The sequence below is a fragment of the Loigolactobacillus backii genome (assembly GCF_003946275.1).
GTDB lineage: Bacteria > Bacillota > Bacilli > Lactobacillales > Lactobacillaceae > Loigolactobacillus > Loigolactobacillus backii.
This window is the reverse complement of sequence record NZ_RHNQ01000010.1, coordinates 1-24768: the sequence shown is the minus strand read 5'-3', so window position 1 is coordinate 24768 and position 24768 is coordinate 1. Positions and strand designations below refer to the sequence as shown.

The 24768-nt window shown below is 40.0% G+C and carries 23 protein-coding genes; 17 read left to right on the top strand and 6 right to left on the bottom strand.

Annotated elements, in window-relative coordinates:
- Positions 1-97: 97 nt before the first annotated feature.
- From EKM61_RS03250 to EKM61_RS03240, 3 genes are all read right to left on the bottom strand, one after another.
- A complete protein-coding gene (locus EKM61_RS03250; RefSeq protein ID WP_068225708.1) occupies positions 98-487 on the bottom strand; it encodes a hypothetical protein in 390 nt (129 codons plus the stop codon).
- Between the two features lie 65 nt (positions 488-552).
- A complete protein-coding gene (locus EKM61_RS03245) occupies positions 553-1692 on the bottom strand; it encodes an ABC transporter permease (RefSeq protein WP_068225707.1) in 1140 nt (379 codons plus the stop codon).
- Positions 1670-2422, bottom strand: coding sequence for an ABC transporter ATP-binding protein (locus tag EKM61_RS03240; RefSeq protein ID WP_068225706.1), 753 nt, complete (start codon positions 2420-2422; stop codon positions 1670-1672). Before EKM61_RS03240 ends, EKM61_RS03245 begins: the two co-directional genes overlap by 23 nt.
- 175 nt (positions 2423-2597) lie before the next feature.
- Here EKM61_RS03240 and EKM61_RS03235 point away from each other — a divergent pair, with 175 nt between their 5' ends.
- The 5 genes from EKM61_RS03235 to EKM61_RS03215 all read left to right on the top strand — a co-directional run bounded on the left by EKM61_RS03235 (position 2598) and on the right by EKM61_RS03215 (position 7811).
- Positions 2598-3248, top strand: coding sequence for a TetR/AcrR family transcriptional regulator (locus tag EKM61_RS03235; protein ID WP_068225705.1), 651 nt, complete (start codon positions 2598-2600; stop codon positions 3246-3248).
- Positions 3249-3394: 146 nt separating this feature from the next.
- Positions 3395-4333 (top strand): dihydroorotate oxidase, encoded by a 939-nt coding sequence (locus tag EKM61_RS03230; RefSeq protein ID WP_068225704.1) that lies wholly within the window; start codon positions 3395-3397, stop codon positions 4331-4333.
- Positions 4334-4508: 175 nt separating this feature from the next.
- The gene (locus tag EKM61_RS03225) at positions 4509-5948 is read left to right on the top strand and encodes an FAD-binding oxidoreductase (protein ID WP_068225703.1); all 1440 of its coding nucleotides are present in this window, start codon (positions 4509-4511) and stop codon (positions 5946-5948) included.
- A gap of 302 nt (positions 5949-6250) precedes the next feature.
- Complete coding sequence (locus EKM61_RS03220) at positions 6251-6805, top strand: ECF transporter S component (protein WP_068225702.1); 555 nt, start codon at positions 6251-6253, stop codon at positions 6803-6805.
- Positions 6806-6950: 145 nt separating this feature from the next.
- Positions 6951-7811, top strand: coding sequence for an aldo/keto reductase (locus EKM61_RS03215; RefSeq protein ID WP_068225701.1), 861 nt, complete (start codon positions 6951-6953; stop codon positions 7809-7811).
- Between the two features lie 164 nt (positions 7812-7975).
- On the opposite strand, the gene EKM61_RS03210 is transcribed toward EKM61_RS03215, so the two are convergent.
- Positions 7976-8197, bottom strand: a complete 222-nt coding sequence (locus tag EKM61_RS03210) for a P8 family protein (RefSeq protein ID WP_068225700.1) — start codon at positions 8195-8197, stop codon at positions 7976-7978.
- Positions 8198-8788: 591 nt separating this feature from the next.
- Here EKM61_RS03210 and EKM61_RS03205 point away from each other — a divergent pair.
- The 11 genes from EKM61_RS03205 to EKM61_RS03155 all read left to right on the top strand — a co-directional run bounded on the left by EKM61_RS03205 (position 8789) and on the right by EKM61_RS03155 (position 21135).
- On the top strand, positions 8789-8989 hold the full coding sequence (locus tag EKM61_RS03205; RefSeq protein WP_068225699.1) for a cold-shock protein: 201 nt from the start codon (positions 8789-8791) through the stop codon (positions 8987-8989).
- 275 nt (positions 8990-9264) lie between these two features.
- Positions 9265-9699 (top strand): CopY/TcrY family copper transport repressor, encoded by a 435-nt coding sequence (locus EKM61_RS03200; RefSeq protein ID WP_068225698.1) that lies wholly within the window; start codon positions 9265-9267, stop codon positions 9697-9699.
- Positions 9700-9999: 300 nt separating this feature from the next.
- Positions 10000-12039 carry a heavy metal translocating P-type ATPase gene (locus tag EKM61_RS03195; RefSeq protein WP_068225697.1) on the top strand — a complete coding sequence of 680 codons (2040 nt, stop codon included), beginning with the start codon at positions 10000-10002 and terminating at the stop codon, positions 12037-12039.
- A 231-nt stretch (positions 12040-12270) separates the two neighbouring features.
- The gene (locus EKM61_RS03190) at positions 12271-13011 is read left to right on the top strand and encodes a class I SAM-dependent methyltransferase (RefSeq protein WP_068225696.1); all 741 of its coding nucleotides are present in this window, start codon (positions 12271-12273) and stop codon (positions 13009-13011) included.
- On the top strand, positions 13008-13421 hold the full coding sequence (locus tag EKM61_RS03185) for a MarR family transcriptional regulator (RefSeq protein WP_068225695.1): 414 nt from the start codon (positions 13008-13010) through the stop codon (positions 13419-13421). Before EKM61_RS03190 ends, EKM61_RS03185 begins: the two co-directional genes overlap by 4 nt.
- Positions 13422-13845: 424 nt before the next feature.
- Positions 13846-14574, top strand: coding sequence for an aggregation-promoting factor (apf, locus tag EKM61_RS03180; protein ID WP_068225694.1), 729 nt, complete (start codon positions 13846-13848; stop codon positions 14572-14574).
- A 248-nt stretch (positions 14575-14822) separates the two neighbouring features.
- Positions 14823-16073, top strand: a complete 1251-nt coding sequence (locus EKM61_RS03175) for an MFS transporter (RefSeq protein ID WP_068225693.1) — start codon at positions 14823-14825, stop codon at positions 16071-16073.
- A 289-nt stretch (positions 16074-16362) separates the two neighbouring features.
- Positions 16363-17919, top strand: a complete 1557-nt coding sequence (locus EKM61_RS03170) for a ClC family H(+)/Cl(-) exchange transporter (RefSeq protein ID WP_068226261.1) — start codon at positions 16363-16365, stop codon at positions 17917-17919.
- Positions 17920-17946: 27 nt separating this feature from the next.
- Complete coding sequence (locus EKM61_RS03165) at positions 17947-18873, top strand: manganese-dependent inorganic pyrophosphatase (RefSeq protein ID WP_068225692.1); 927 nt, start codon at positions 17947-17949, stop codon at positions 18871-18873.
- A 251-nt stretch (positions 18874-19124) separates the two neighbouring features.
- Positions 19125-20006 carry a cation diffusion facilitator family transporter gene (locus tag EKM61_RS03160; RefSeq protein ID WP_225359728.1) on the top strand — a complete coding sequence of 294 codons (882 nt, stop codon included), beginning with the start codon at positions 19125-19127 and terminating at the stop codon, positions 20004-20006.
- 295 nt (positions 20007-20301) lie between these two features.
- Positions 20302-21135 carry a YitT family protein gene (locus EKM61_RS03155; RefSeq protein ID WP_068225691.1) on the top strand — a complete coding sequence of 278 codons (834 nt, stop codon included), beginning with the start codon at positions 20302-20304 and terminating at the stop codon, positions 21133-21135.
- Positions 21136-21306: 171 nt separating this feature from the next.
- Here EKM61_RS03155 and EKM61_RS03150 read toward each other — a convergent pair whose 3' ends face one another.
- Positions 21307-21801: a DUF308 domain-containing protein gene (locus EKM61_RS03150; protein ID WP_068225690.1), complete on the bottom strand. Its 495-nt coding sequence runs from the start codon at positions 21799-21801 to the stop codon at positions 21307-21309.
- 204 nt (positions 21802-22005) lie between these two features.
- The gene (locus EKM61_RS03145; protein ID WP_068225689.1) at positions 22006-22305 is read right to left on the bottom strand and encodes a cupin domain-containing protein; all 300 of its coding nucleotides are present in this window, start codon (positions 22303-22305) and stop codon (positions 22006-22008) included.
- Between the two features lie 333 nt (positions 22306-22638).
- On the opposite strand from EKM61_RS03145, the gene asnB reads away from it, so the two are divergent.
- Positions 22639-24531, top strand: a complete 1893-nt coding sequence (asnB, locus tag EKM61_RS03140) for an asparagine synthase (glutamine-hydrolyzing) (protein WP_068225688.1) — start codon at positions 22639-22641, stop codon at positions 24529-24531.
- Positions 24532-24768: the final 237 nt, after the last annotated feature.

Here is a 24768-nt window from a genome sequence, read left to right as displayed (position 1 = left end):
TCACACAAAAGTTGAGTGCACTTTAAAATACAACTTAAAATTGGCCCTAAATTCAGTTAATCCGACTGAATTTAGGGCCAATTTAAGTTGTTATTTTTTAATTTAGATGATATTTACGATCGTAGGCGGCGACTGTTCTAACCGTGAAATCATTGGTGTAGTAACTGGTTGCGTTGTTTTCTTGGTCAACTTGAACTAAATGGTTAGTGAAACTGTTCAAAAAGTGGCTGATTAAGTGGTGAATTTGAAGTTGTTCATCGTGGTAATCTGGTTCGATTGCCGCATCATCATCCTTTTTAAAACATTTACGCAGGATTTCCTCGGTAATATCAGTGAATAGCTGCGAATCGGGTTGGGTTTCATCGCTGCTTTCAGCAAGAAAAAACTGACCTTTCTCGGTTAACTGCCGGCGATATTCAATACTGACACGATCAAAAATAATTTCTTCGGCGAGCGTGTACTGCTCGTCAGTTAATAAATTTAGCATTCGTGGGCCTCCTTCCGCTTACTTTTATGATAGCATGCTTTAATCATTGGGTTCAATTTTAGCGGTTAGACCTTACGGAAACGACGCATACCCCGAATATTAAGCCAGATGAAGAGAATTGCGAAGCCCAGCAAAATTAGCAGGTTCAAACCAATGTCACTGAATGTGTAGCCCTTTGTAATGACGTTTTGAAGGCTAGTGCCAGCGTAGTAAAGGGGCATAATATGTGCAATGGCTTGGAGCCAGTGGGCCATGCCGTCAATTGGAATTAATCCGGAAAAGAAGACTTGCGGAATGACTAAAAGTGGAATGAACTGCATCATTTGAAACTCATTCTGAGCAAAGGTTGAGGCAAAGATTCCCATTGCTAACGCGATTAACGCGACCAAAATATTGGTTAATAGGACTAACCAAATACTGCCAACTAGTTGTATTTTTAGAATATAAACGGTGAAAAAGACAATAATAAAAGTTTGGATAACGGCGAAAATACCGTAGCCGCATAAATAACCGTAAATAATCTCATTCCGCTTAATTGGTGTTGCTAGCAAGCGACTCAAAGTACCTGAAGTTCGTTCGCTTAATAATGAAATGCCGGAAATCAAGAAAACAAAGAAAAAGACAAAGAAGGCAATGAGTGCCGGAAGTGCTTGATCAAAGAAGGTTGCACTGCCATTCGAATACAGATAGTGATTACTAATCTGATAGTTGGTTGGTTTACTTGGTACTTTTTGTGCTGGTGGCTGCTGCTTGGTGAGCACTAGTAAGGCCTGTTGTTGTCGCGTAATAACGTCACGCTGGGCCTTGGTCACATTAATTAACGCCTTGGTGTTCATTTTCATTAAACCAGCCCGTAGCGTGTTTTTGACGTAGGCGGTTTTGCTGAGATCACTGTTTTGGTAAGTGACGTCGATCTTCTTGCCTGAAACGGTGATAAAGGCATCTAGATCATGTTGTTTCATTTTGGCCTGCAACTTATTTTTGTTATTGAATGATTTGAGCGTTAATTTATTACTTTTAAGGTTAGTCACAATTGTGTCGTTAACTTGATAAATACCGACACGCGTTTTAACTGTATTGTTTGTGCTCAGTAGCAAGTACATTAGGGTGAGGATAAATAGGGGAGCAACAAACATTAATATAATTGTCCGTGGTGAGCGGCGCATTTGTTTTAAAATTCGATTAACCAACGCGATTATTCGCATCTTGAAGCCTCCCTGCCTTTAGAAAAACATCATCAATTGTTGTGACGTCAAACTGCCTTTTGAGCGCTGCTGGCGTTCCTTGAGTAATGGCCAAACCGTTCCTAATGAGCATTAAATAATCACACTGCTCCGCGTCTGCCATAACGTGGGTTGTAATGATAATTGATTTAGCGGCCTTCTTTTGAGCTTCCAGTTCCTGCCAGATTTGTTCTCTAAGTTCGGGATCAATTCCCACTGTTGGCTCGTCCAGAATTAAGAGATCAGGTGACTGAATGAGCGCTATTGCGACGGATAGGCGCCGTTTCATCCCGCCGGAGTATGCACTAACTCGGCGATCCAAAACGTGATCCAAATTAACAACTGCCGAGGCGTGTTGGATTGCCTGTTCCAGTTGGTTTTTAGGAACTGCCATTAGTTGACCAAAGAATTGTAAATTTTCCCGTGCAGTTAGCTCTTCATAAAGAGCATCACTTTGTGCCATGTAACCAATTCGGGCCATAATCTTTCGGTTCGGCATGGTTGTTCCAAAAATTTTAATTTCCCCGCGATCGATAGCTTCCATACCTAAAATAGCTTTAATCAAAGTTGTTTTTCCAGCACCAGATGGCCCAATTAGGCCTAGAATTTCTCCGGGGTGGAGGGTTAAGCTGATGTTCTTCAAAACAGGTTGACCACTGGTATAACTTTTGGCTACTTGCTTAACTATTATTGGTTCTGCAGTAGATGACATAACAAGGCCTTCTTTTTTAGATAATTTTGTTTAGTGAGGAACTACTCACTCACTCATAAAGTCATTCTTGCTCATTTTCATACAGTTGTCAATTGTTTTTTGAAATTGACAAGTTTCTAAAATTACGCTAACTTTGTTAGTGAATAACGACTCACTTTAGAAGGGAGTTTACATCTTGGCAATTTCAAAAACATTCGCGCTATACCAACAAAATTTAAATAATGATCCAACCTTACCGAAGAAACAGAAAGATATTCTACAGGCTAGTTTAAAGCTATTTGCCGCAAAGGGATTCCATGATACGAGTACCGCCGACATAGCTCAGGCTGCCGGAGTTGCGGAAGGCACCGTTTATAAACGGTTTAAGACTAAGGATGCACTATTAAGTGCAGTTTTATCACCGCTGACCAGTACTGTACTAGCCGAAACGGTTGCTGAATTTTCGGAAACAACGTTGGCTAAAGAATACACAACTTTGCACGCCTTTATTTCGGACGTTGTTACTAATCGGCTTGCTTTTGTTAATGATAATTTGGCCACCATTAAGATCCTTGTTGGAGAGGCTATCTATAATACTTCGATTCGTAATCAAATTGTTAGTGCAATGCAGGCGGTCTTAACCAATCAATATGCACATAGTGTTAAAGCACTGCAGCAAAAAAATTTAATTGTGGATTGGCCAATTAAATTGATTTTTCAATATACAATTTCAAGCATCGGTGGTTATTTAGTTAAACAAATAACTTTTCCAAAGCAGGTTAATTCTCCAGACGAGGAAGCACCACAAGTCATTCATTTTTTAGAAAAAGGCCTAGCACCAGAATAAATTTTAGGACTCTGATTAACGCGTCATACTGCTGATTTTGATTATCCGAGACGGAATTAATTGAGCTTGTGAGTTGACGAACAACCTAAAATACGTTAAAGTAACGTGAACTAAAAATAAGATCAGACAGGGAGCTGAACTTTTTAATGACAACTTTAAAAACAACTTTAGCAGGGTACAAATTTGATAATTGCATGATGAACGCAGCGGGAATTCGGTGCGCAACGGTGACTGATTTGGCTGGTTTGCGGGATTCACGAGCTGGCTCGCTAGTTACGAAGAGTGCAACGCCACAACCCCGTGATGGTAATCCAGAACCTCGGATGCGTGGCCTCCAATATGGCTGTATTAATTCAATGGGGCTACCGAATCACGGCTTTGACTACTACTTGAACTTTTTGTTGGAAGAGCAGAAGAGCCATCCCCAGCAAACGAATTTTATGTCAATCGCTGGTACCACGCTTGAAGATGACTTGAGTATGTTAAAGCAGATTCAAGAGTCTGCGTTTGCTGGGTTAACGGAATTAAACCTTTCTTGTCCCAATGTACCGGGCAAGCCCCAAGTAGGCTATGACTTTGATGCAGTAGAGCGCTATTTGACGGCGGTTTTTGCCTTCTTTAAAAAGCCATTAGGTGTTAAGTTACCACCTTACTTTGACTTGATGCACTTTGATCAAATCACGGCGATCTTAAATCAATATCCACTTGCTTTTGTTAATTCGATTAATAGCGTTGGTAATGGGTTGATGATCGATCCAGAGTCGGAAACCGTTTTAATTAAGCCGAAAGGCGGTTTTGGTGGAATCGGTGGTGCATACATCAAGCCAACTGCTTTGGCCAACGTTCGGGCTTTGGCTCAGCGCTTGAATCCTGGGATAGCGATCATCGGGACTGGTGGCGTGCAGAATGGGATGGACATTTTTGAACATATCTTGTGCGGTGCCAGTATGGTTCAAGTTGGGACCCAACTTGGTTTTGAAGGGCCAAAAATTTTCAACCGCTTAAGCCAGGAATTAACGCGAATTATGGCGGCAAAAGGATACGACAGCATTGCTGATTTTCGAGGTAAATTAAAAACTTTATAATAATAATTGCGGCTGAAGTTAAAGTAACACTTTAACTTCAGCTTTTTTATGCGAAATTTTTATCTGATTGATCGTTGCTTTGAATAAAAATAGCGTGCAAGTAAAATTAGTAGGTAATTTTGAAAAGTCATGCTAGAATGCTAATGTAAGCGAATACAAAAAAGGAGACATAATCATGGCCTATAATAAAGTGACTGAAGTAGACGTTGCGGCATTAACCAAGATTGTTGGTGCCGATCGCGTCATTTATCCAGCGACGGTTCATTATGATCACGATCAAATGAAATCTGTCCGTAGTTTGCCTGATGTTGCGGTGCAACCAATAAATGATGATGAGGTTGCAAAAATCATGGCGTACGCTAATGTGCATACAATTCCAGTAACAGTTCGGGGAAACGCAACTGGTTTGATGGGTGCTAACGTTGCAATTGAACACGGAATTGCACTTGATATGATAAAAATGAACCAAGTACTTGAATACGATCCAGAGAATTTAACCATAACGGTTCAAAATGGCCTACGGATTCGTGATATTAACGAATATTTGGCGGATAAACGGTTTATTTATGTGCCGGCCCCAGCAATGAAGTGGGCAACTATTGGCGGCAATGCTAGCACTAATGCTGGTGGGATGCGAGCAGTTAAATACGGAACCACCCGCGATTATGTACGCGGAATAAAAGTTATTTTGGCCGATGGTACGAGTCTACAGCTAGGCGGAAAAACGGTAAAGAATAGTTCGGGATATGATTTAAAGGACCTTATTGTAGGTAGTGAAGGAACTTTAGCCGTAATAACCGAGCTTGTTTTACGCTTGATTCCGCGACCAGTAATCACGATTGATGTTTTATTACCATTTGATTCAGTTGAGACAGCAATTAAGGTTGTTCCCAAATTTCTAGAGGCCGGAATTATACCAACAGGAATTGAATTCTTTGGTAGCCGTGAAATAGGTTATTGGGAAAAATACGCCGAAAAGCAGTTTGTTGATCATAGCGGAGGCGGCTATTTATTATTGACGTTTGATGGTAGTAATAAAGACGCCGTTCAGGCTGATTACGAACGAGCACTGGAGATTGCCAAAAACGCTGGTGCGAAGGCGCCAGTCTTAATGAATACGGCTGATCAGGCGGCACTAGTGTGGGAAGCACGAAATCAATTACTGACGGCAATTCAGGCGACTACGCCAGCAATGGATGAAGTTGATATTGTTGTGCCCCGTAGTAAAATTGCGGCCGTTTTGGAACAAGTGCACCAGATAGAAGAGACCGATCAGGTTCGGATGCCTAATTTTGGGCACGCAGGTGATGGTAACTTGCATATTTATATTTGTCAGGATAATTATTCGGCGGCCGATTTTGCGGTTAAAGTAGATATTGTCATTCGAAAATTATATCAAGTTGCGAAGAATATTGGTGGTGAGATGTCCGGTGAACACGGTATTGGTTATGCGCGGGAACCGTATTTTGCTGCATTTTATGGTGCCGATCGCGTTGCCTTATTAGATCGAATTAAGGATGCCTTTGACCCGAAACACATTTTGAATCCAGATAAGGTTTTCCCAGTTAAAGGGGAGACCGATCGACCTAATCGACCATTAGAATTAAAAAATTAGACGTGAAAATGTCACAATAAGTTATTGCTCGGCAAAAGTGTTGTCACAAAGGGAATTAATGATCCCTTGGGCAACACTTTTTTGGACTGCTTTTTTTCCGGTTGATTGGTACTTGTTCAAGAAAAGGGGCAGTTTATACTAAGGAGTAACTTATGGGAGTAAAATCTAACCACTTTTTCAAGTGCTTCCTAGGTTCTGCAACTGATGGGATTACTGGCCAAGAACTTACTACTTGGCCAAGTATTTTTAGAGGTACTTTAAATTGGTTATCTGTTTTGCTTTTATAAAAGGGGGAGTTGTCCGTGCAACACGATCATTTACGTTTAGTCACACAAGCGGCAATGTTTGCCGCTATTGATTATATTCTTGCAATGTTTCAATTTCACGTGCCATCACCAGTAGGCCATCCGTTTGTAGACCTTGGTTTCACTTTTGTGGCACTTGGAACACTATTTTTGGGTTGGCGTTATGCCATGCTGGCTGGTGCAATTGGGCTCGGCCTTTTTGATTTAATGAATGGGTACGCCAACCACGCTTATCTAACCGTTTTAGAAGTGGTTTTGTTAGTTGGTGTCGTTGCGCTTGCTTTTAAATTAATGCACCATCAATTGACTTCTGGTGTGGTTGTAAGTCTCGGTATTATCGCTGGCTTGACCAAAATGGTAACTGGCTTTATTCGTTATTTTATTGAAAGTAGTGTTGATCTAGGGTTGCCACCAATGCGGGCCTCCGTTCAAGCATTAGTTGGAATGCCTGCCGATATTTTAACGGGAATTTTGATGTTTTTTACCGTTCCATTATTCTTTTTTGTCTTACAACGAGTAACTCGACAAGTTCATTGGTATAGTTGGCAATAATTTTTACCAAATGACTTGACTAGGTGAATTGGAATGACTTTAATGGAAGTGGAAACTAAGTAATTTTAGAAGCTTAGTGGGGAAATAAAAATTACTGGCCGTTTCTGAAATACTTTACGGATGAGCTAAAAATAGGAGGTTGAGTATGACACAATTAACTAAATTAACGGATACTTATACGTTAAATAACGGGACACAAATTCCAATTGTTGGATTTGGTACTTGGCAGACGCCAGATGGTGATGTTGCCCGCCAATCGGTTAAAACTGCTATTAAGGCCGGTTATCGGCACATTGATACAGCCTTTGCTTATGGTAACGAGAAGAGCGTTGGTGCTGGTATCCGCGAAAGTGGTGTTAAGCGCGAAGATTTATGGGTAACGACTAAATTAACGAACGATGTCCATGGTTACGATAAAACTAAGGCTGCCATTGAGACATCGTTACAGAATCTTGGATTAGATTATTTAGATTTATATTTAATTCACTGGCCAAATCCAATTGCATCCCGTGCTAATTGGGAGGCAGATAATGCTGGTTCATGGCGTGCGATGGAAGAAGCGCAAAAGGCCGGTAAGTTACGCGCAATCGGCGTTTCCAATTTTCGACCTAAGCATATTGATGCACTCTTGAAGACAGCGACGGTTGTTCCCCAAGTCAACCAAATTTTCTTAAATCCAAGTGATCTTGAACCTGAGGTTGTTGCGTATAATAATGCACATCATATTTTATCTGAGGCGTACAGTCCGCTTGGTACTGGTAAGATATTTACCGTCCCCGAATTAAAGGAATTAGCGAAAAAATATGGTAAGAGTGTTGCTCAGTTGGTTCTACGGTGGTCATTACAACATGGATTTTTACCGTTGCCCAAATCCGTTCACGCCGAACGAATTGAAGCAAATACGAAGTTGTTTGATTTTGAGATCACTGCCGCCGATATGCAAAAAATTGACGGCTTACGTGGGGTTGCCGGCTTGGCGGCCGATCCAGATACAACAACATTTTAATTTGATTGGGAAGTGTTTGAAAAGGCGCAGGAAGTTGTTTTTTTAAGGCACAAAAACATTTGGTTGAAATACTAAAGAAAGATCTTATGGAAAACTATAAAAAGACGTGGTACCAGAATTAATCTTAATCCTAGTACCACGTCTTTTTTCATTGTCAATTCAAGCTATTTCTTTATGTTCTTTTCAACAAAGTCTTTAACTTTAGCATCATCTTGGCCATCAACGTATGGTTTCATTTCTGTTAATGACTTTTCAGTATCATGGTTATTATTTTCCATGAAATAATTCCAAACTGCATCACGAACGGGAATCGTATCCTTACTCCAGTCAAATGCTTCATTCATTTTCTTATCTAGAATTTTAGGTTCTGTAACTTCTTCTGCCATAGTGATAACCTCCGTATAATTATTTTTTCTTTCCTACAACTTCATTGTAGTCCTTTTTTGGAAAATGGTAAGTAATTCGCTTTTTTAGCGAAATAGGGTGACGAGCTGTTTACTTGCACTAATCGGGTAACTATGGTTAACTATACAAGTTGGTTTAAAACAACAACCCATGTTTTATCGGAACACCAACACTTCCAGTAGTTAGATAAGAAAGGAAGTGTGACTTATCAAGCAACAAGATTTGCAAAGTAAGGTACACAGCAATCCTGATTGGCGCTCCAAATCAGCAATCAGTGATTACTTAAATAATTTTATTGTTGTGCTTAAGCGTGAACAAGCACAACGTTCAAAACAAAATTAATTTATTGGTAGTCCGCATTCCCATTATAGTGGGATTTAGTGGGCTACCTTTTTAATTAATTAAAGATAATCGTCAAAACTAGTTGCTTTTTGTAGGATTAGTTGTTAAGCTAGACTCATGTATTTAATAATGATGACTTTAAAGAGCGCCAGGTTCCATTAAGTGCAATCCTCTTTAGTTTCACTTGATAAATGCAAAATTTTTGTGCAAAAGCACTGGAGGTTTCACTTATGGAACATGGTACAGTAAAATGGTTTAACGCAGACAAAGGTTACGGTTTTATCACAGCTGATAGTGGTACAGATGTATTCGTACATTTCTCAGCTATCCAAGGCGACGGCTACAAGTCATTAGACGAAGGCCAGAGCGTTAACTTTGATATCGAACAAAGCGACCGTGGACCACAAGCTTCAAACGTTACTAAAAACTAATTTTAGTTATTATGTAACTTTAAGGGTTGTTACTCATTTATTTGAGTAACAACCCTTTTTTTATTTCTGGTATAATGAAGTTGATTTAAAATTTGGATTAGCCAAAAGGTTTTCCAGATGAGCATTGCATAACTATTAACCCTAGAAGTATGATGGCGCAAAACTAGAATTCAAAAAGTATTCTAGTTTTTTGCTAGAGTTAATAATTGATACTTTTAGACTACGGATGTAAACTTACTTAACGATTTATGCTTATTCGAAAGGGAGGGTGAGTTATGGAAGTTAAAGCGCAAATGGAGATCAGTGATGCCGAATGGGAAGTAATGCGCGTTATTTGGACGCTGGGTTCGGCGACAAGTCATACGGTAATTGAGGCCTTATCTGAAAAGATGGGCTGGAAAGCGGCTACGACTAAAACACTATTAGGGCGTTTAATGAAAAAAGGGGCCTTAACGGCCAAAAAGAACGGCCGCGCTTTCACCTATTTCCCTGAAATCCCGGAGCAGGAAGCAATGGACGTTGCAACCATCTCCTTGTTTGATCATTTATGTCAGATGCGTGCCGGAGCGACACTAACTGCCTTAGCGAAGCATGTAAGCTTAAGTCAGACCGACATCGCCAACTTGCAAAAATTATTAACTGAAAAAGCTAAAACGGCACCAGAAAAGGTTTCGTGTAATTGCTTACTGGATGATTGTCACTGTCAATGATTTAGCGTGGTTTTACCAATTGTCCGGTTACTATTTTTTAAAATTCACTAGGCCAAGCAAGTCAATTAAGGGTAGTTAGATTAAACTATTTTCAATTGATTTACTTGGCTTTTTGTATTGTAAAGCGAATAGGTTGAGTTGTTTAATTTTCCTTTGTTACGATGAAGTAAAGGCGAAAGTTACCTAAACCAAGTAGTTTGGCTTGACACTTTTACTCCTACGATGTAATCTATGTTTATGGTTTACAAATGTAAACGTAAAAGGCCTTGTTTATTAAAAGCAACTAAGGGGGAAACAACGATGACTGATGATAAGATGACGATGCCAATGAATGGTGATCACTCTGATGATATGATGATGCACGGTGGACACATGATGCACATGGGAAATCTCCGCCGTAAGTTTTGGATTTCACTGGTACTGACCATTCCGATGTTACTAATGTCTGACATGATGGGAATGAAATTACCCTTCCAAATTACGTTTCCGGGTTCCGATTGGGTAGTGGCCGTGTTAGGTACAATTCTCTTCGTTTATGGTGGCGCGCCGTTTTTCTCGGGGGCCAAAGGTGAACTGCAAGAACACAAACCTGCCATGATGACCTTGATTACGATGGGGATTGGCGTTGCTTACATTTATAGTATTTATGCCGTAATTGCGAATAATATTTTTCAAGTTCACCCGCTAGTTACTAATTTTTTCTGGGAACTCGCTACTTTGATCGATATTATGTTGTTAGGGCACTGGATTGAAATGAACGCCGTTATGAGTGCAGGCTCGGCGGTTGATAATTTGGCCAAATTACTACCAAGTACAGCGCACAAATTGGTTTCTGGTAAAATTCAGGACGTTGCGATTAGCGAATTGGTTGCGGGCGACCAGCTTCAAGTCAAGGCCGGTGAAAAAATTCCTGCTGATGGGAACTTAGTTAGTGGTGAAACTAGCGTAAACGAATCAATGGTGACTGGTGAAGCACGTCAGGTTACAAAAAGAAGTCAAGATAAGGTTGTTGGCGGTTCGGTAAATGGCGCTGGTACGTTTGAAATGACAGTCACTGGCACCGGGGATTCTGGCTATTTAGCACAAGTAATGAAATTGGTTAGTGATGCCCAACAATCTAAATCAAGTCAAGAAAATATGGCGGACCGCGTTGCCGGCTATCTATTCTATGCTGCCTTATTTGTTGGAATTTTAGCGTTCTTCATTTGGCTCTTTGTTGATAACTTAACGATGGCACTGCCGATTGCTGTAACGGTCTTTATTATTGCCTGCCCCCACGCATTAGGACTTGCGATTCCGCTGGTTGTTGCGCGAAGTACGTCGATTGCGGCCAGCAACGGTTTATTGATTCGAAACCGCGATGCTATGGAACAGGTAAAAGGACTCCGTTACACATTAATGGATAAAACTGGAACCCTTACGGAAGGTAACTTTAAAGTTGCCGCTTTTAAGAGCGTGGTGCCAGAACAAAATGACCAGGAGATTTTAGCACTTTTTGCCGCTTTAGAGAATGGTTCTAGTCACCCATTGGCCGTTGGTATTTTGAATGCGGCAAAGCAAAAAAAGCTTTCCCTACAACAAGCTAGTGACGTTAAGCAATTAACTGGTGTAGGTTTACAGGGTGTTATTGATAAAACAACTTACCGAATTGTTTCTGGTGCGTATCTAGATAAACAGCAGGTAAGTTATGATCGAAAGGCTTTTAGCAAATTAGCTTCCGCCGGTAATTCGGTTAGTTTCCTATTAAAAGGAAAAAATGTTTTAGGTTACGTTGCACAAGGTGATCAAATTAAACCAGCGGCCAAGAATTTAATTACTAGTTTAAAAGAACAAAATATTACCCCAGTGATGTTGACTGGTGATAATGAAGAAACCGCCAAAAAAGTTGCCCAACAGCTGGGTATTACCGAGTATCAGGCCCAGTTATTACCTGAGGATAAAGAACGACTTGTTCGTCGTTATCAGAAAAAAGGTAAGGTCATGATGGTTGGTGACGGCATCAATGATGCGCCAAGTCTGGCACGGGCCGATATTGGGGTTGCGATCGGTTCAGGCACGGACGTTGCAATTGACTCTGCCGACGTTGTTTTAGTCAAAAGTGATCCCAATGATGTCGTTGAGTTTCTTGAATTGGCGCGTAAAACAACGCGGAAAATGACCCAGAATCTCTGGTGGGGAGCCGGCTACAATATTTTGGCGATTCCATTAGCGGCCGGTATATTGGCACCAATCGGTTTTATTTTAGATCCGATGGTGGGGGCCGTTTTAATGTCATTGAGTACGGTTATCGTTGCAATCAACGCACTGACGTTACACGTTCGAAGGGAAAAAACTGAATAGCGATTATTGGAAAAAGATGGACCAAGATAAGTGATTTCAGCGATTACTTATCTTGGTCCATTTTATTGCGCTAGGTCGCTATTTAAGATGCTATACTGAAATTAATGATTTGTGGCAGCTAGGTTTCTTACTATAAGAAATAAAGTATATGTGGTGTGACTTTAGTTAGTGCGGGAGTGGTTACTTAATAATAGCTAAACCGTTATTTATTTGCGTAAAGGAGAATTCACCGTGGATGATGAGGAAAAAGAGGTAGCCGCTTTTTGGGATGATTTTGCGGCCAGCTATATTGCGGCCCAGCGGGAATCGCAGGTGCCAATTGTGCGGGATGTTATTCGAACGTTGCGCACCCAATTGACCGATCAGATTGTTTTGGATGTTGCTGCTGGTGCCGGGCGCTTTGCGTTACCTTTTGCCAGTAGTGCCAAAAGGGTTATTTTAAGCGATATTTCGGAAAATATGTTGGCTTATGCTAGCCAAATGGCGGCAAAACAGAAGTTAACCAATCTTAGTTTTCGGCATGAATCCTGGTCCCATTTAAGGCGCCAGCAATTACTGGCTGATGTTGTTTTTGTAAATATGGCGCCTTTTTTGCAGGCAGATGATTTAGCTGCTTTAACTAGACTTGCGCGAAAATTGGTGATTGTCAATCGTGTGGTTCAACGAAAAGACGTTTTACTGGATGACTTATTAGAAGGAATTAGTGATCCTTCTAATGAGCTGGAGTTAATGGCGACGTACGAAAAATGGTTGAACGCTAACAAAATCGATTACCGGCAACGGGTTTTTCATTATGCGGTTCATGAACAAGTTGAGCGGCAAGAAATCTGGGATAGTCTGGTTGACGAGCTTAATTTTAAACAACAACGGCTTGTGTTGCGGCGCTTAGAACAACGTTTTAAGCTGGAAACAGTATTTGAAAATACACGTTATTATGATTTTAAATTAATTTGGTGGCGGAGGATTAGATGAATTATTTAGAGCTCAGTACGGCTATTTTATTAATTAATCGGCAAATTGAAAGGCAGTTGAGCCTTTTTTTGCGGCAAAAAAAATTACCATTGACGCTACCAGAATTAAATCTACTATTACTGGTTGGTCAAACAGCGACAGTTAATCAACACACCATTGCACAAAAAATGCTTTTGGCAGACGATGAAATAACGCGAATGGTGCGTAAACTAATTAAATTGGCTTACCTTACTCGTGAGCAGGATATAGCAGATCATCGGAAAAAGTTACTTAATCTAAGTACTAACGGCCAAAAAGTTTTGGCGGCGGTGCAGCGTGAACTTCAAGATTGGTGGCAGCAGCAACCAGCTGATTTAGTCAATGAAGAGCTTGTTTCTAAACTTAAATTGATGGTGCACGTGCTAAAGTAACATTCAGAAATAATAAGAGGCTAGGACTTTTGTTCCAGCCTTTTTTGGTGGTTAAAAGAATAAAATCGGTCAATTTTTCATTTATTTTGCAGTTAAAAAAGTTTTTTCCGTCTTTTTAACACTAAAATTGCTAAAAAAAATCAATTTTGTAATTTTTATGTACATACGTTCGTACTTAGGTAAGAGTAGGATGATTGTATTTTACCGGTTTTATTATATTGCAGGATATGTCAGTGGTATGACAGTGTTGCGAAATTATTGATTTTTGTAACGCTCTAGGTATTTGTTTGTTACACCGAGTTGCTATACTAGGTCTCGTTGAATGTGATGGAAACAAATTAGCATTCTACTAAGAAGAGAGTTAGACAAAACAAACAAATCCCATTTAGGAGTGATTCTTATTTTATTAAGTAAACGTATCAAAATGTTATTAGTTACAACTGCTGGTGCCGCTGGTTTATTAGTTGGTGGCGTTCAGGCCGCAAATGCCGCAACAGTTACTGCACAACAAGGAGACACGGTTGCCAAGCTAGCTACAAAATACGGTTCAACCGTTGATGCCATTGAAAAAACCAATGGTATTAGCTCAACAACGCATTTGATCTATGCTGGTCATCAATATAATATTCCTGATGGTACAACACAATCTACTGCGTCAACGCAGACAACTGCTGCAACACAGCAAACAACTCCTGTACAGCAGGCACAGCCTGTTCAGCAGAAGCAAACTGTAGCGGCGCCAGTTCAGAAACAGGCACCAGTACAACAGACTCAACAAACAACAAACAATCAAAGTCAGGCACAACCAACAAGCCAAGCATCAACTAGTCAAAGTCAAGCACAGACAACAAGTCAGGCTCCGGCAACGACTAACCAAAGTCAGGCAACGACAGCAAGTCAGGCAACTACGCAAACAAGTACAGCTAGTTCATCTGAAGATGCTGCAAAAGCATGGATTGCTAACAAAGAATCTGGTGGTTCATACTCAGCAACTAATGGCCAGTACATTGGTAAATATCAATTAAGTTCTTCATACTTAAATGGTGATTACTCTGCCGCTAACCAGGATCGTGTTGCTAATCAATACGTTACTTCACGCTATGGTTCATGGACTGCTGCCCAGGCTTATTGGCAAGCTAACGGCTCTTACTAAAAGATAGATTAAGAGTTTAAATAACTAAATAAAGATAACGAGGAAGAGACTACGACAAAATTAATTTTGCTGTAGTCTCTTTATTTGTTATAAGTTACGAAAATTAATCCATTTATTTTTTTATTATCCGTTAAATGATAATTTGGTGAAGATATAAGTAAGATTACTAGCTAAAATAATGAAAGCGCTTTATAATTCGTTCATGATCTATTTTTGGGTAATAAGTCAATAAAAGGAGGCCAACAATTATGGCACAAAATGTACAAAAGAAACAAAGCTCACGGGGAATGTTGATGTTAGTGATACTTTGGCTAGCCTACGTTCTATTCGCAATGAACTGGGTAACAGGGTCAACGTTAACGCCTGAAATTATTAAGGCGTTTTTCAAAGGTCCAGTATCGCCATTAACGATGCAAGTAGTAAATTATTCGATTACATTAGCACGAGTTTTTGCTAATTTCTTGGCTGCATTTATTTTAATTAAATTAGGGCCAAAACATGCGGTTACGACTGCACTGGTTCTATTAATGTTTTCAATTATCGCTGTGTGGATTCCTAACTATTGGGGGTACACAGTTGCACGGATGATTATGACTTTAGGTGGTTCGATGATTATTGTTTATATGAACCCTGTAGTAGCGCGTTATGTCCGAACTGATCGTAAAATTATTGCTAATGCACTTAATACGGTTTCGTATAATTTTGGTGCCTTTGTGGTTGCACTAGCCTTTCTATTTGCGGGTAAATTTTTACGTTTTGATTGGCAAATCACATTAACTGTTTTGGCCTCTGTTAGCATTCTTTATTTACTTATTTGGCAATTAGAAGCAGTTAACTTCAACACAAAGCAAGATGTTGATGTCGGTGCACATGAAGAAGTGCATTATGGTTACCGGGATGCAATTCGTGATCCTTTTGTTTGGCACTATTCTTTAGGTTTTGGCGGTTTTCTTTTCCTTTATGTTTTATCGATTACCAGCCTGCCTTCATTATTTGCAACTTATGCACCTCGGGTTAATGGTTCTTTGATTGAATTGATGGTTACTGGTTTTGGTATCTTAGGCACAGTAGTAGGGACTATGATTGGCCTAACCAATCACGCGCGTAAGCCAATTCTTTTTTGGACTGGTGTGTTAATGATTTTAGGCTCAGCGGCTACGTTAATTTTTGCCGCCAAGGCACCTAGTTTGGCTTATGTGGCAGCTGGTGCAACAGGTTTTATTATGTTTATTATGTATCCGCTATATATGAATCTTCCTCACGAAATGCCTGATATGTCACCAGAAAAATTAACGATCATTTTTGGGATGTTCTGGGCAATTTCTTACTTCGTGTACACAATTCTTAATATTATCTGGAGTGTTATTCTAGGCAATTTAGGTTGGACCGCGGCGGGTGAGTTCTGGATTTTCGGTTCGTTATTGTACCTAGTTTTTGTTCTGCAATTACCAGAAACTAAACCACATGAATTACCGAAGTCAATGATTAAGCCAGTTTAATCGTTGTAAAAGGGGAGTTAGAAAATTAATTTTTCACATATCGATTTAGACTTACTTTTTGCAGATATGCTTGTTAAAAATGTTTGGCGGCATAGAAAAATAGGTACACCATTGAAAACCAACGATAATTTGATGAAAAAGTGGTCCTTTTAGTTTTTGCAGTAACTGGTATTGAAGTTAATTGCTAAAGTTTGTTATGATGAATAAGAAACTACGAGTGGCGGCACCGGTGGCTAGAGCTAACGGTGCTGTTTTTTTCGTTAAATGAAGTTGAAAGTGAGTGGGTATTTTGGTGGCACCAAAAAAGTTGCATCGTGTGGATACGACACACTTGGTTTTTATCCTGAAGGGATTGTTGGTTGGTGTTTTAACGGGAATTGTTGTTAGTTTATTTCGCTTGTTTATCGAAAAATCATTAGCGGCGTGGACCTGGGCGTACTTACAGGCTCAAAAACAACCGTTGTTATTATTGGCCATATTAGCTGGCCTCATGTTAATGGCCGTTTTTATTGCCTGGTTGATTAAGGCACAACCACATATTATGGGATCAGGGATTCCGGAAGTTGAAGGCCAGTTAGCCGGAGAGCTAGAAGTTCATTGGTGGTCAATTCTTTGGCGTAAGTTTATTGGCGGAATTTTGGGTATTGGTTCGGGTCTGTTTTTAGGTCGTGAGGGGCCCTCCATTCAGCTTGGTGCCGCGGTTGGTCAAGGAGTTGCCGAACGTTTTAAGGATGGCGGGATGCAGCGGCGCGTTTTAATTGCAAGTGGTGCTGCTTCTGGATTGGCGGCAGCTTTCAATGCACCGATTGCGGGAACTTTGTTTGTTCTGGAGGAGGTTTACCATAATTTTTCTCCTTTAGTGTGGATGAGTTCATTAGCAGGGGCGATTGGTGCTAATTTTGTTACAACTAACTTTTTTGGATTAGTGCCGGTCTTACATATCACTTACGCCCACAGTTTTCCATTGCGACTGTATTGGCATTTAATTTTACTGGGTTTGATTTTAGGTGGTCTGGGTTATTTTTATCAAATTGTCTTATTAAAATTACCAAGTTGGTACGCGCGTTTTATTCGGTTACCACGTTATTTAAACGGGCTGATACCATTTATTCTGGTTATTCCGATTGGTTATTTTTGGCCCCGGACACTGGGTGGTGGCAACGGTGTTATCCTCACTATCGCCAAAGTTAACCCTAGTATTCGTATTTTAATTGGGTTGCTAATTCTTCGGTTCGTTTTTTCGATGATTTCGTATGGCTCTGGATTACCAGGGGGGATTTTCTTACCCATTCTAACGTTAGGGGCAATTATTGGCGCACTTTACGGAACAATTATGTTCCACCTAGGTTTGTTGCCTAAAGATGATATTTTGAATTTACTAATCTTTTCAATGGCAGGTTATTTTGCCGGCATTGGAAAGGCGCCATTTACGGCCATTCTATTAATTACGGAAATGGTTGGAACCTTGCAGCATTTGATGCCGCTGGCAGTTGTTTCGTTAACGGCGTACGTTGTTGTCGACCTATTAGGGGGTGCACCGATTTACGCCTCACTGTTAGAACGGATGAATTTAGGTAAAAAATTAACCGTTTTAAGCGGGAAAAATGACCGAGTAGAGATTCCTATTTTTACGGACAGTCATTTTGCGGAGCAACAAGTTCGGGATATTAAGTGGCCGGATAATACTTTATTGATGGCAATTCGCCGCGGTGAACGGGAAATAATACCGCGGGGTGATACAAGTATTCATTCCGGAGATACGTTAATCGTATTGACGGATCATAATCAGCGGGCACACATTCGGCGAATGCTAACTATACTTGGCAAAAGTCAACCGATGAAGTAATCAATAATAATGAGGGGAAGAACTTTTTTGGAAAAGCAACTTGTTTTTGGACATAAAAGCCCTGATACCGATGCGATTGTTGCTGCAATTGGACTCAGTTATTTAGAAAATCAGTTAGGCAGGAATACAGAGGCAGTTGCTTTAGGTGATCCAACCGCTGAAACGCGCTTTGTTCTGGATTATTTTGGTGAAACAATGCCGCGAGTAATTACTAAGGCGGCAAGTGAAGTGTCAACGGTAATGTTGGTTGATCATAATGAACGGCAACAAAGTATTGCTGATATTGAGCAACTTAAGATATCCGTAGTAGTTGATCATCATTGTCTTGCTAATTTCACAACTGATCGGCCGCTGTATTATCGTGCTGAGCCAGTAGGGTGTACCAGTACTATTTTATGGGAATTGTTTAACGAATTAAACATTGCTATTCCCGTCAAATTGGCCGGACTATTACTATCTGCCATCATTTCGGATACTTTACTATTAAAATCACCAACAACAACTTTGTTTGATCGACGAGCATTAGCCAATTTGGCCACAATTGCTCAAGTTGATCCGGCCTTTTATGGACCAAAAATGTTACGTGCTGGAACACAAGTGGACACGAAATCGGTTCAGCAACTATTAGGTGCCGACGCCAAAGATTTTATAATGGTGGACCACGCAGTAAAAATCGCGAACGTTAACGTTGTGGCGGAGGCGGACATTTTTAAACGGCAGGCCGTGTTTGAACAGGCAATGCAACGAGAGGCGGATACTGGTTATGATTTAGTTATATTAATGGTGACGAATATTTTGCTTGGTCAAGTTGAATTATTAGTGATTGGAAACCAAATAAAGATAGTTGAAACGGCGTTTAATAAAAAGTTGCGGCAAAATCGAATGCAATTACCAAATGTAGTGTCACGAAAAAAACAGATTGTCCCGGCATTAATGGCGGCCTTTAAGCGTTAGAACAATGGACCAAAAAATACTTAAGGCAGAGCAGCATTTTTTGCTAAGTTGTGCCTGGGTAACACTTTTACTAGTATTTTCCGGGTTTATTTAGTGTCCCGTGGAAATCTGAACACCTTCTTTGTACGCGCTGTTAAGCGCCAAAACCTTGAGCTATTCTCTAGAAAAAGAGTTGACTAAGTAACAGCCAATATGCTAAATTTAATATATGAACAATTGAACATATATAAATATGACTGAGGTGTAAAAACATGCAAACGGGCCAAATGACGTACAGTAAAGCATTTAAAATCGGTGTTTTTTTAAATTTACTTTTTATTATTATTGAGGTTGGCTACGGCGTTACTAGTAATTCGTTGGCGTTAATTGCTGATGCTGGGCATAATCTTAGTGACGTCCTTGGTCTTGCCGTTTCGTGGATTGCTGTTTGGTTAAGTGGTAAAAATTCTAATCAGCGTTACACCTATGGCTATAAAAGTTCATCCATTCTTGCGGCCTTACTAAACGCAATTTTTCTTTTAATTGCAGTTGGTGGGATAGCAACGGAAGCCATTCAACGTTTTAATCAGCCAGCGGCAGTTGCTGGTTGGCCGGTTATTATTGTTGCAGCGATTGGTGTATTAATTAATGGGTTTACTGCGTTGTTATTTATGTCCGGGCGAAAAAAGGATTTAAACATTAAAGGAGCCTTCTTGCACATGGCGGCCGACGCTGGGGTTTCAATTGGCGTTGTTATTGCTGGATTTCTGATGTTATTTACAGGCTGGACGTGGCTTGATCCGTTAATTAGTTTACTGATTGCGTTGCTAATTCTTTTTGGGACTTGGGGCCTATTACGGGATGCACTCAATTTGGCTTTGGCGGCAGTCCCGGCAGTGATCAATCTTGCTGAAGTGAGGCAGGCCATCGAGGCGCATCCTGAAGTGAAGGCAATCCATGATTTACACATTTGGGCAATCGGAACCACTGATACGGCTCTAACTGTCCACATTGTTCGAACTGAATTAGCTAATAATAATGAATTGTTAGAAAACTTAAATCAAGAATTAATGACCAAATTTGCTATTAATCACGTCACGATTCAACCTGAATTAGGCAAGGTCACTCAAGAAACCTCAGACAATTGTATTTAACCAGGGCGTATCCAAAAAATATGCCGGTTCTGCGCTGCAATTAGTCACAAAAGTGCAGATAGCTTTTTATACTGTAAACAATTGTAATTTAGGTCTTTCAGGTTCGCCTAATAACTAGATTTTAGGTACTTGTACAAATAATATGAGTAGGGTCTAGCAACAGTATTTTTAGATGTGCTTGAACCATTTTTTGCAAAATTCACAAAAATAGTTTTGCTGTTCCATATTAGCTGCAAATGAAATTAATTTTTGACATACTGGAAGTGGACAAACAAAATTAAAGTGAGTTGAAATAATGAAGAGAATTACCATGAAAAATATTCGTCAAGCTTTATTAATGTTGGTTGCCCTAGAAATTATCGCAATTAGTATCAATTTATTTTACGCACCGCATCAGGTTGCTGCTGGTGGTGCAACTGGGATCGCTATCCTATTGGAAGCGGCCTTCAATTGGAACGTTTCGCTAGTCGTTTTAGTTATTAATCTAGTGATGCTGGTTCTTTCTTACTTATTCTTGGGCAAAGGGACGACCTTAAGAATTATGGCCGGAAGTTTTTTGCTGCCAGTTTTCTTGGCACTAACGCCGCAGGTTAAAGTGGTTAATGATCGATTGCTAGCCGTAATTGTGGGTGGCGCGATTTTTGCGATTGGCCTGTCGATCCTCTACCGGATTGACGCCTCTAGCGGCGGAACGTCGGTGCCACCACTTATTATAAAAAAATATTTCCAAATTAAACCTTCGATTAGTCTTTTAGTAATTGATGGCATTGTTTGTTTCTTTAATATCTTTGTTTCTGGGACAGAAGCGTTTATTCTGGCTTTGTTTTCATCAGTGATTACTTCGATACTGATGAACTATATTGAGACTGGTTTAGATCGTAAACGAGCAGTTTACATTATGAGCAATGAGGATTTAGCAGAGATTAAAATTCGTTTGTTACAACGGCTGGAAAAGGGACTGACCGTTTTTGCTGTAACGGGTGGTTATACCGGGGTTGAACGGGAAATGTTAATGTTAGTGGTTGAAAATCAAGATTATCAGGACGTCATTAACCAGATTCACGCAGTAGATTCGACGGCCTTTATCTTCACAACGCCAATTACCGAAATTCACGGTGGTCAAATTTAAAAGTAGGAAAAGGTTTAATTTTTGCAAATTTTCCAGCTGTAATAGCGATAAATATAAATAGGAGTAAGTGGGACAAAAGATGGTTTTGTCCCACTTACTCCTATTTTAATTAATCAATTGAATTAGCTTTTGTACTATGGCTGTTTAATTAGCGATTACGAATGGTTTCGACTAACTCACGGCAGCCAATAACGACGAGGCTAACGCCGAAGATTGTAGACCGAAGAGTACACTACGGAAAGGATTAAAGAGTAAGAAGCCACCGACAATGATGATAATTGTGCTGTAAATAATTTCGGGAAAACGACTAACGTTTACAAAATGACGGTGATTAAGCACGCCGACTAAGTGGCTAATTCCATAAATTAGAATGATAATTCCCAATAGGAAAGGCAACATGCTCACCAGGCCCGGTGCAAAGATTAGAACGAACAGTGCGGCCAAGCAAAGGACAATTCCAGAAGTACGCTGGTTTCCGTAACGACCACCTTGTTTAAATTCTTTATGCGCGGCCCATAAGGCAATAACCCCAAGGTAGATTAGATAAAGGGCAATTAGATAAATGACAATTTTAAAGATTGGGTGAGGCCAGATAATTAAAGCAATACCGGCGACAATGGCCAATAGCGTTTGCAGTACGCGATTTTTTTTAAATGAATTTGACATAGATAAGCTCCTCTCAAGTTTTTTACTTACTTCAAAGCCTACCACATTTAGCAGGCAGTACCATACGCCTTGAGACGGAAATTAGGCGGGAAAATAAAAAAACGTTTCGGTTAGCGGCTAGATAATAACTCGTTCTCACCGTACTAACAAGAAACGTTTTTTCATTAAACCTGTAAGTATTTAATAAGTACTTTTAAGTAGCTGCTAACGGAGCAAATCTAAAACGACAATTATTTCGCTGTCTTCAATGCCGCGCATACAGTGGAGCTCACCTTTTTCCATTACGACGACTTTGCCAGGGTAGATCTCTTCGCTGTACCCATCCGTTTTGAATTCAATTCGGCCCTTAACCGGAATAACAACCCCGTGGGCTGGTGCCGGGTGAAGCTTATCATTACCGGTAATTTGTCCCTTTGCGATGATGCGGTGCCCAATTCGTTGTCCGTCGCTATTTAAAAGATGTTCGTGAACATCTGTACCTTGTGTACCTGTCAAAAATTGCATTGTGCCACTTCCCTTATTTCATTGACGTGGAAACCACGTTAAGTCTATTAAAGAAAAGGAAAAGTGAAAAGTCAATTAAAATTTCTTCATGTTACTAAAAATAAAAGCGCTACCGTCGCTACTTAATTTTCCAAAGGCTTAAACTTACGCTAAGAGTTGAGCGAAGTTTGGAAAAATTAGTTCATTTTATGTTAAAATAGCAAACATGATGAATTGTGCGGCTGGTCTTATTTAGTAACAGATTAAGAACTAACTAGCCGTATTTTTTATAACTATGACTCGGAATAAGGTAGTCAAAGCACTACTTTTGATTTAAAAATGGAGGGTATGCACATGTGTGGCATCATCGGCTTTGCAGGCGGCGCTTTAAATCTTGAGGATAAGCAAACAATCCTTGATAAACAGGTAGAAGTTATTAAACATCGAGGCCCTAACGACAAGGGCTCTTTTGTTGATGACGATGTTGCGCTAGGTTTTCGGCGCCTATCAATTATTGATTTAACTAATGGTAAACAACCAATCTATAATGCCGATAATTCGAAATTAATTGTTTTTAACGGTGAAATTTATAACTATCAGGAAGTTCGTGATGAATTAGAAGGTCTAGGCTACGTTTTCAAAACGCACACTGACACTGAAAGCCTTCTTCACGGCTATGAAGCGTGGGGTCCTGATGTGTTAAAGAAGGTCCGGGGAATGTTTACTTTCTTTATTTGGGACACGGTTAAGAAAGAACTATTTGGCGCCCGGGACTTTTTCGGAATTAAACCACTTTATTATACTTATCTAGATGATGGTACTTTTATGTTTTCATCTGAGTTAAAAACATTTATGAAGCACCCTAAGTTTAAGAAGCAATTAAACAAAGAGGCGTTAAAACCGTACTTGATGAATCAGTATAATGACCTAGATGAAACCTTCTTTAAGGGCGTCTTTAAATTTCCTGCGGGCCATTATTTTATTTGGAAAGACGGTAAGGTGGACGTTGAACAATACTGGGATGCGGACTATACGCAAAACAACCTAAGTTTTGAAGATACAGTTAAGGAAATTAATAAGTCGGTTGAGGAATCAGTTAAATACCATAATATTGCTGATGTTCCGGTAGGTAGTTTCTTATCTGAAGGGGTTGATAGTAGCTACGTTACCAGTATCCTTAAACCACAAAAGGTGTTTAGTGTTGGTTTTGACGAGGCTTACAACGAAGCTGGCCGAGCCAAAGAGTTATCCGATAAACTAGGGTTAGAATTCAAGCAAACCACTGTAACGGCCGAGGAAGCCTTTGATAAGTTTCCGCTGATGCAATATCACATGGATGATCCCGATGGCAATCCAAGCTTGATTCCACTGTGGTTTTTATGTGAATTAGCCGCCAAAGATGTTACTGTTGTGCTATCTGGTGAAGGTGCCGACGAAATGTTTGCCGGTTATGTGAACTACGGAATGCACACGCATAATGAGGTTATTAAGGTCTTTGCTTCTGGTCTAAAAAAATTACCCCGCAATACCCGTTACCATTTGGCACAACGAATTAAGAAGGGTAGTAACTTCCGTGGCAAGGTTCATTTGTATACTACTTTGGCAAAACCAAGCGAATATTACGTGGGTCAATCGGTCATTTATAATTTTGAACAACCAACTATTTTTACGGCCAAGCAGGCCAATGGTTTGGTGACTGAAAAATACCGTAATACGCTTGATATTAGAGGAAATTATACCCACGACTTTAAAAAAGTTGCTAATATTGATGAAGTGAAACAAATGCAGTACATTGATCTGCATCACTTTATGTATAACGATATTTTACAAAAGGCTGATAAAATATCGATGGCACACAGTTTGGAATTACGGGTACCATTTTTAGACGTTAAGGTTGCTCAATTAGCCAACAGCATTCCCACTAAGTACCTGCTGAATAACAAGGATACTAAGTATGCATTCCGCAAGGCCTCTGAAATGCATTTACCGAAGAGTTGGGCTGATCGACCCAAGTTGGGCTTCCCGGTTCCAATTAAGCAGTGGTTAGCTGAGGATAAGTATTACCAGAAGGTTCGGGATTTATTCACCCAGGATTTTGTTCAAGAATTTTTTGAGCAAGATAAAATTTTGAATATCTTGGACAAAACACATTCTGGTGAGCTAAATGGCCGACGTGAAGTTTGGGTCATTTATACATTCTTAGTTTGGTACCAGGATTACTTCATTAACTTGGATCAATTTCAATAAAAGGTTACAAAAAAGTCAAACTACGTTGTCGCAAAAGCGATTTGGTAGTTTGACTTTTTTGGCTCTCTGTCAAATCCTGTTGATAGCCAATTTTACAGCGTTAGAAGTTAGGCAACTTCTAATGCTGTTTTTTTATTTGGTTTGGTGCGCATTTGTTGTAGTTTGATCCGTGAAACTAAATGGTGATAGTTACGAAAACCAAAAGCCGTTCGCTGGATCTGTTTGATCATACGATTG